Annotated in this window: 7 protein-coding genes; 4 read left to right on the forward strand and 3 right to left on the reverse strand. The window is 46.8% G+C overall.

What is annotated here, in order from left to right; genetic code table 11:
- The first annotated feature begins 126 nt into the window (after positions 1 to 126).
- The 3 genes from PHU49_13450 to ychF all read left to right on the forward strand — a co-directional run bounded on the left by PHU49_13450 (position 127) and on the right by ychF (position 2,626).
- A complete protein-coding gene (locus tag PHU49_13450) occupies positions 127 to 777 on the forward strand; it encodes a 50S ribosomal protein L25 (protein MDD5245013.1) in 651 nt (216 codons plus the stop codon).
- Between the two features lie 8 nt (positions 778 to 785).
- Positions 786 to 1,334 (forward strand): aminoacyl-tRNA hydrolase, encoded by a 549-nt coding sequence (gene pth, locus PHU49_13455; GenBank protein MDD5245014.1) that lies wholly within the window; start codon positions 786 to 788, stop codon positions 1,332 to 1,334.
- 203 nt (positions 1,335 to 1,537) lie between these two features.
- Complete coding sequence (ychF, locus tag PHU49_13460; protein ID MDD5245015.1) at positions 1,538 to 2,626, forward strand: redox-regulated ATPase YchF; 1,089 nt, start codon at positions 1,538 to 1,540, stop codon at positions 2,624 to 2,626.
- A 32-nt stretch (positions 2,627 to 2,658) separates the two neighbouring features.
- Here the strand turns inward: ychF and PHU49_13465 are convergent, their stop codons facing one another.
- The 3 genes from PHU49_13465 to PHU49_13475 form a co-directional block, all read right to left on the reverse strand.
- Entirely contained in the window at positions 2,659 to 2,940 is a 282-nt protein-coding gene (locus PHU49_13465) for a hypothetical protein (protein MDD5245016.1), read from the reverse strand.
- A gap of 323 nt (positions 2,941 to 3,263) precedes the next feature.
- Positions 3,264 to 4,472, reverse strand: a complete 1,209-nt coding sequence (locus PHU49_13470) for a hypothetical protein (GenBank protein ID MDD5245017.1) — start codon at positions 4,470 to 4,472, stop codon at positions 3,264 to 3,266.
- A gap of 153 nt (positions 4,473 to 4,625) precedes the next feature.
- The gene (locus PHU49_13475) at positions 4,626 to 5,741 is read right to left on the reverse strand and encodes an SPFH domain-containing protein (protein ID MDD5245018.1); all 1,116 of its coding nucleotides are present in this window, start codon (positions 5,739 to 5,741) and stop codon (positions 4,626 to 4,628) included.
- 133 nt (positions 5,742 to 5,874) lie between these two features.
- Between PHU49_13475 and PHU49_13480 the strand changes: the two genes are divergently transcribed.
- A partial coding sequence (locus PHU49_13480; protein ID MDD5245019.1) for a PAS domain S-box protein occupies positions 5,875 to 6,057 on the forward strand: 183 nt, incomplete at its 3' end.

Here is a 6,057-nt window from a genome sequence, read left to right on the forward strand (position 1 = left end):
GCGCCAGGAAATCAAAAAAGATCAAGATACTCGATGTTTCACCGATTCTCGGTGAAGCCATCAAGAGGATTCATAATGATGAATCGGTGAGTTCACTATTTATATAGGCAGGCGAGGAGGTTTTTAATGGAAAAGATATTAATAAAAGCAGATACAAGGGCAGAGAAAGGAAAAAGCACAGCGAGACGGTTAAGAAAGGAGGGCAGGATACCTGCAGTATTATACGGCAGGGAAGTCGATCCTCTTTCCATCTCTGTTTCTTTGAAGGATTGGGAGAAACTGGGCAAACAATTAAAGAGAAACGTGATCCTTAATATGGAGGTGCATGGCCTCAAGAAAAAGGCAGAGCACAGACCGGTCATGATAAAACACGTTCAAACAGGTGTTCTCAAAAATGAGATCCTTCATATAGATTTTTTACAGGTATCGATGGAAAGAACCATAGAGGTGGAAATACCGATCCATCTGGTCGGGCGTTCAAAGGGAGAAGCAAACGATGGTATTGTCGATCAGCATCTGAGGTCAATCAAGGTGGAATGCCTTCCCACCCAGATCCCTGAGAAGATTGAGGTCGATATATCAGACCTTGACATCGGCGATTCTTACCACGTAAACCAGATATCAATCCCGGGCATAAAACTGCTCGAGCATCTGGATGTTGCGGTGGTCACGGTTATTCCTCCGACAGTAGAAGAAAAACCTGTTGTGGCCGAGGAAGTAGCACCTGCTGCTGTGGAGCCTGAAAAGAAAGAGAAAGAAAAAGAAAAGGAAGAATAGGGGTATTGTTGTTCCTTCTATGCGGGCTTGGCAACAAAGGCTCTGAGTATGCGGGCACGAGACATAACGCCGGATACCTTGTTATAGAACGTTTTTCCAGGGCATTGAATATCCCTTTCAGTAAGAAAATATCCGGTTGCAGGATCGGTGTTTCCGAAAGCCTGATCCTTGCGAAACCGGTCACTTATATGAACCTTTCCGGTGGACCTGTTTTCTCACTCCTGAAAAAGATGAATATAGGACTTGAGAATTTTCTGCTTATCCATGACGACCTTGACATGGAGCTGGGCAGGATAAGGATAAGATTGGGCGGAAGCGATGGCGGACATAAAGGGGTAAGGTCTGTCATGGAAACCCTGGGTTCTTCACAATTTTACCGGTTAAAACTGGGTATCGGAAGAGACCCTGCGATGCCGCCTGAGGACTATGTACTTTCCCGTTTTCGGGATCATGAAATGAAAACGCTGGAAGAGACGTTGGAGACTGCGGTAGAGGCTGCTAAAACCTTTGTCTTTGATGGCAAGGCAAAGGCAATGAGCATGTATAACAGGAGATAGCTGAGAGCTGAGAGCAGAAGGTGAGAGGGTGAGAAGAGCAGAAAGCAGAATATTCCGATCACGATTCACGACTTTCATCGCCTTACGACTTGCGGGTGTTCCGCTATGCGCCATACGCTTTGCGATATGCTTTAATCCACTCACGCCTAACGACTCACGACTTACGGATTTATTACAAACTGAGAGCTGAAAGGGGTTGCTTAGTGAGTTTTTCCTGTGGAATGATCGGATTGCCGAATTCCGGTAAATCGACAATATTTAATGCCCTGACAACGCTGTCTGTTCCCTGCCACCCCTATCCATTTTGTACGATCGAACCGAACGTCGGTGTTATCCCGGTGCCGGATGATCGCCTGACAGGGCTTGCGCAAATATTGAAACCTGAAAAGGTAACACCGACCACGATAGAATTCGTCGATATTGCGGGTCTTATCAAGGACGCGCATAAAGGTGAAGGGCTTGGCAATAAATTCCTGTCCCATATCAGGAACGTTGACGCAATAGCCCATGTGGTCCGGTATTTCAGCACAAAGAACATCCCCCACGTATACAGCGACATAGACCCGAAAAGGGATGCGGAGATCGTTGAAACGGAGATCCTCATCTCAGACCTTGAGATCGTAGAGGAAAGGTTACGGAAGATCGAAAGGCTTGCAAAGGTGTCAAGAGAAAAGGGTGAAACAGAACATGACCTGCTTCTTAAGATCAGGGAAACCCTTGAAAGGGGCATCTTCGTGGATATGGAGCAGTATGATGAGAATGAAAAACAGCTCATCCGTTCATTTAATCTTATCGCAACAAAGCCGGTTTTTTACATAGCAAATGTTGACGAAGAGACCCTGAATAACCTTCCCGTTCCTGCCATAGAGGAGCTTGTACAAAAGAAAGGAGGAAGGGCAGTCTATATCTGCGGCAAGCTTGAAGAAGACCTCTCGGCGCTGTCTGGCCAGGAAAAGGCATCGTATATGGAACTGTATAACATGGAAAAGATGTCAATTGAGAACGTTATCCGGGTTGGTTATGAAATATTAAATCTTATCACGTTTTATACGGTTGTCGGCAAGGAGATGAGGGCCTGGACAATCCCAAAGAACACTACCTGCGTGAAGGCGGCCGGGAAGATCCACACGGACATGGAAAAAGGTTTTATAAAGGCAGATGTCATCAATGTTGATGATTTTATCCAATGCGGGTCTGAACATGCAGCGAAAGAAAAGGGATTGTTAAGACTTGAGGGCCGTGATTATATCGTAAAGGATGGGGACATACTCCACATACGCTTCAATGTCTGACACCGATACTCACCTTCGCGGAAAATCAGTAATTAAAAAACGCCGATTCCAACGCCCACGACATCACTGGAAATATACCCGGCCTCGGTGAGCGCCATGGATTCATCCCTGACTTCGTATTCAAGCTGTTCTGCTAATCTCCTTATCTGCTCGGCAACCTTTATGCCCGTCGCAAATGGATCCCGGGCGTTACGGACCCGCTCCTGTGCAATGATCCCAAAGGCCACTAACGCGGCGTTGAAGTTCTTTTCTCCACTGTTCTTGCCTCGTGCCTTCCTTGCCCCTGGAGTGTTTTTTTGTTTCTTTACCGTCATGATAACCCCCTTTGGTCCTCTATGCAGTCTGTATATCACTCCCTATTTTCCATTATAGTGCGAATATGCCATTAGTCAAGGGGAAGTGATGGAAAACGTGAAATGTGAAAGGTAAGAGAAATGAAAATTGTCATTGCGAGCCCGAAGGGCGTGGCGCTTTGTCATTGCGAGCGCAGCGCGGCAATCTCATTCAATAAATTATACCCTATGAGATCGCCACGTCGCTTCGCTCCTCGCGATGACGATACAGCAAGAATCTTGTCCCTTGTTACTTGTTTTATATAACCAGTATCAAGCGACCAGCGACGAGCATCCGGCATCCGTCATATCGTCTGTCCCAGCTTCAACGCGTTCTTCTGTATCCCCAGACGCAGTTCTTCCTGTATCAATTCAGTATTTGTTTCTGTGAAAGGATAGTAGACCAGCAGGGATTCCATGCACCCGGCACTGATATTATTTAGTTGGGGAAAGAGGATCTTTTTTCTGGCCGACATATTGGCAAGGGTTGTTTTTACGCTTTCCACCGCCTCCTGTCTTGGTAGATTAGCAGGGTATATCCGTGATCCCGGAAGATTATCATCGATCTCCCTGTTCGGCTGCAGGAGAGTTATCTGCCTTGAGAGCATCAGAAATGTTGCCGGTGGAACTTTAAAGGCAGGCGCCCAGAAATATAACCCTGCCTCTTCCCATTCCTGCCGTATTGATCTTGGCAGGTTTGCATATCGTACAAGGTCAGCATAAGACTTAAGGTCAATCCCCCGCACATTGATCTTCATTCTCCAGAATGGCAGGTACATGAGGTTGTCGTTGTCTTTTGCCCCCGTGATAACGGCAAAATTGGTTGTTCTAAAGCCTTCTGCGGTTGTTTCCCAGAGAGTGTTGCAATGCGTACAGATCAGGATACAACTGTCTCTTTCAGCGATCATGTCCCAGCCGCAGTTCGGACAGACAGCGGGAAGGAACATGATCCCGGAGTTGTTGCCGGCACCCTGAAGATCAAGGCTGCCGCCGCAGAGATTCGATGCAGGCTCGTTCAGTACAGCATCGTAGATCACATCATCCCGGATATATATTGGTGTATACAGAAGGCTCAATGTTTCGGCAATAAAGGATTCGTAAAAGAGCACCTCAGATACCTTCTGTTCGGTTGCCGCATATGATTCCTCGGATGAAAACTGTGGTTGCATGAATACCCTCTTGTCTGAAGGCTGAACAAATCTGAGCTTCAATGTCTGCGGCCGTAAACCCAGTGAAGGTTGTATGGATTGGTGGTTCACTGCCGAAAAGGTCTTATCAAGCAAACCCTGTTCTATCCTGTCTGTCCTACATAAAAAATGCATCCCTCGAAAACGCCAGTAGGGGATAAAAAGAAGATCGTCCTTTACGTTGTCTGCAGGAGGAAAAAAATACCGTAAGTAATCCCTGGCCTGGATATACAGTCTTACGCGGCAGAAATCACATGATAAAAGCCTGTCTGTTTCTTCAAGGATGATAGGGGCGCCGCACTGCGGGCATTCATGTTCTATCTTCATCAGTAAACCCTATAAAAGCAGTGAATAGTCGATAGTGAATAGTGAATAGAGAAGGTAAAAGGTGAAAGGTAAAAGGAACAAAGAACCTCTATCGAGCAACCAGTATCCCATCTTCTCATCCTCTCATCCTCTGCTCTTCGCTCTCTGCTGCCTTTATATCTTCTCCCCGCATTGATTGCAATAGATCGAACCGGCCAGATTTTCCGTGCCGCAATGGGCACATTTTGCGGGAAGCGGTCTTTTTGAAGCCCGTTGTCCGCATGAAGGGCAGAACCTTGCATGAGGCGGAAGGTTCTTGCCGCATTTTCCGCACTGTTGATATATAAGCAGTTGGTGTCCGCATGAAGGGCAGAACTTCGCATCTTCATTGATCGGGTTCTGACAATCAGGACACTTCAACACATCTTGGATTTTCGTACCTGTGTTTTTGAGGGATTCGGCGAACATGGCAGGCATCATAAAGCCAAGACCCATGCCGAGGCCGGTCCCGGCTCCACCCTGATTTTGCGAAGCGCTTTCAATAGCCATGGCGGCCTTCATCTGCAGGAGTTTGTTCACATCATCAAAGATGCCCAGTCTGCTCTTGTCGTCGATCGCTTTCTGCACTTCAAGGGGAGGTGTTATGGAATTGATGTAGAGTCCGGAAAGCATCAGTCCGAAGCGGGAAAAGTCTTCTTCAAGGACCTTTTTCAGTCCATCTGATATGGCATCATACTGGCCGGGAAGGTTAAAGACCGTGTCGAGCTTTTCCCCGAGATAATCGTTAAAACGGGAGACAATGACGCTGCTGAGATATTCTTCTATATCAGATACCGTGTAGGTACTTTTAGTACCGACAATCGTATTCACAAAAAGGGCCGGCTGTATGACCTGTATGTTGAAGATGCCGAAGGCCCTGAGCCTGATGAGTCCGAGCCGGGAATCCTTGAACGCCACGGGGTCCCTTGTTCCCCATGTCAGATTAGGGAAGACCTTCATGTTGGCGAAGTAAACTTCTGCCCTGAGGGGGCTTGTAAAACCCCATGGCAGACTCAGTATCTTTGTAATAACAGGGATATTGAGCGTTGTCAGGGTATGCCTGCCCGCACCAATGGCATCATAGGCCTTCCCCTGATAGAAGAATATTGCGGACTGGCTTTCCCGAACGATTAACTGGGCGCCGTACTTGATCTCACCAGAGCCGCCCTCAGGGATCCTGTGAGCGATCTCCTTTCCGGTATCGTCGAACCACTCGATGACTTCTAAAAAGACAATGTTGTTCTTACCCATTGTAAACCCCCGTATATTATTTGAAACGATATACTATGTCCATGATCGTAAAGTCAACAGACAGTGCCGATTTACGTTGAAAAAAATAGATATTTCCGGTAATGTAAAATAAAAGGGAGGTTTTTTTAACGCAATGGATTCATTGAAAAAATCGATAAACGATCTTGAAGCAATTATAGAAAATGCCTATGACGGGCTTTATATCACCGATGGCGATGCCAATACGCTGATGATCAACAAGGCCTATGAACGGATAACGGGCATTAAACGGCAGGAGGTGCTGGGTAAAAACATGCGGGAGCTTGTTGCTTCGGGC

The sequence above is a fragment of the Syntrophorhabdaceae bacterium genome, assembly GCA_028713955.1.
In the GTDB taxonomy this organism is placed as follows: domain Bacteria; phylum Desulfobacterota; class Syntrophorhabdia; order Syntrophorhabdales; family Syntrophorhabdaceae; genus UBA5609.

Bases quoted from the DNA above. Each gene is read 5' to 3' on its own strand.
- PHU49_13470 (MDD5245017.1), bottom strand. From the start codon at position 4,472: ATGAAGATAGAACATGAATGCCCGCAGTGCGGCGCCCCTATCATCCTT.
- PHU49_13475 (MDD5245018.1), bottom strand. From the start codon at position 5,741: ATGGGTAAGAACAACATTGTCTTTTTAGAAGTCATCGAGTGGTTCGAC.
- PHU49_13450 (MDD5245013.1), top strand. From the start codon at position 127: ATGGAAAAGATATTAATAAAAGCAGATACAAGGGCAGAGAAAGGAAAA.
- PHU49_13465 (MDD5245016.1), bottom strand. From the start codon at position 2,940: ATGACGGTAAAGAAACAAAAAAACACTCCAGGGGCAAGGAAGGCACGA.